The organism is Enterococcus gallinarum NBRC 100675 (assembly GCF_001544275.1).
Taxonomy (GTDB): domain Bacteria; phylum Bacillota; class Bacilli; order Lactobacillales; family Enterococcaceae; genus Enterococcus_D; species Enterococcus_D gallinarum.
Genome location: NZ_BCQE01000077.1, coordinates 1 through 1,614, shown reverse-complemented (window position 1 = coordinate 1,614; position 1,614 = coordinate 1). Strand labels below are relative to the sequence as shown.

General features: G+C 33.3%; 1 protein-coding gene. It reads left to right on the top strand.

Translation table 11 applies throughout. The annotated features are described in order from the left end of the window. The first annotated feature begins 656 nt into the window (after positions 1-656). Positions 657-1,223: a hypothetical protein gene (locus EG2_RS18135; RefSeq protein WP_050762678.1), complete on the top strand. Its 567-nt coding sequence runs from the start codon at positions 657-659 to the stop codon at positions 1,221-1,223. Positions 1,224-1,614 lie beyond the last annotated feature (391 nt).

Below are 1,614 nucleotides of genomic sequence, written 5' to 3'. Positions count from 1 at the left end.
CCACTTATTTCTAAGAATACAATCATCAAAAGTAAGCTGCTTCTAGGACAGTCGCTAGCCGTTGCTTCCAGCACAAAATAAGGGCCGACCTATTCGCAGTAGGTCGGCCCTTTGTGTTGTAACTTGTACCAATTATCGTATTTCGCAAATAAATTATAACGTTAAGGCAATAAAATGAAAGCCACACGCTTTTGAACAGATGTCTTTAGATTTGTAAGATGATTCTAATGAAGGAACTTATAGAGAAAAGAAATACTTTTTTCGATTATTTAAGCTCGATGTAAATACGCTTGTATCCTTTAAAAGAAAGAATAATCGGAATTACAAGATTACAAGGAAGGCTGCTCGAGAGCAACCAGTACGCCAAAAAAGTGGTCTGTTTATGGATAAATTATTTTCGGTAAATCGTATAAAGAAGTTGAAGCAATAATTGGATTCAGTGATAGCACGCTTTCAGAATAAGGAAAAATCGAAAAGGGTAATCTTTCTTCAGTTTTTGATGAATACTAATTATTATTCTCTTACTAACTATTTTCTATTATTGTGTTGGATGAAGTGGACAAACACCGAAAGAACAATTTTATACATTGTTTAGTCGTGTATAATTGTGTATTGTAATATTGTAAAAGTAATTAATTAAAACGAGGTAGATGAAAATGCTGAATAAGATTAAAGCGATTTGTGTGTGTGCTGCGATAATTTTAGGTGTTGGAACTATTGGGAATACTGTAGCAATTGCATCAGAAGTTAACACCAATACAAATGAAAATGAGTATGTAGATGAAGAAGGAACGTATGGTGTACTACTAGAATATCTTTCAGATGAGGTTATAGCAGAAATCACCAGTATAACTTTCCAAGACCTAATGAATTTAGCAATTGAGAAAGGTTATGATCCAGAAGATATTTGGACCAAGGAAGAAATTGAAATGAATACCAGATCAGTCATGCTACGTAGAGGCGTAAATAAAATGATTGTAATGAGCAATGACTTGAAGTACCTATATTTAGATAGTTCGTATTCAAAAGCAGCGTTAGCTCTAGGAGTTGGGGCTCTATCAAGTTTATTTTCCCCAATTGCAGGTGTTTTCGCATCGACTGCGGCAGCGTTCTTGATAGATAAAGCAGGAAGTGTGGATCTCAACAAAGGAGTAATTATAAGATTTTCGAGGAATAAAGCCCATCTCTTAGTTCCAACTGCTATATGGACACAGGATAGCTAGTAGGATTGAAGGTGAATGAAGTGACGGTAGATAGAAAAAGAAAGATAGCTTATGTAATAACATTCATAGCACTACTATTTTTATTATTAGGATTTAGGTATTTTCCAAATCACGATACGATGATTATTGTTACAGTCCTATTTTTGATAGTACTTAATGATAAAATAGCATCGCTAATATTAAAAATGTGAAAAAAAAATGACAAAAAAATGTAAGACTCTGCTGCAAAATTTCAAAATGAATAATAAGAATATATTGCTTACTATAGATTAAGCTGGAATTCCCAATAATAACTTGATTTCCATGCAGACTGAAGAGAGTGTAAAATATTTTGTGTAAATAGAAAAAAGGAAGTCCCTTCTGTAGAATAGAGCTACCACAACACATTCAC

Excerpts from the sequence above, each read along its gene's own strand:
- EG2_RS18135 (WP_050762678.1), top strand. The coding sequence starts at position 657 with ATGCTGAATAAGATTAAAGCGATTTGTGTGTGTGCTGCGATAATTTTA.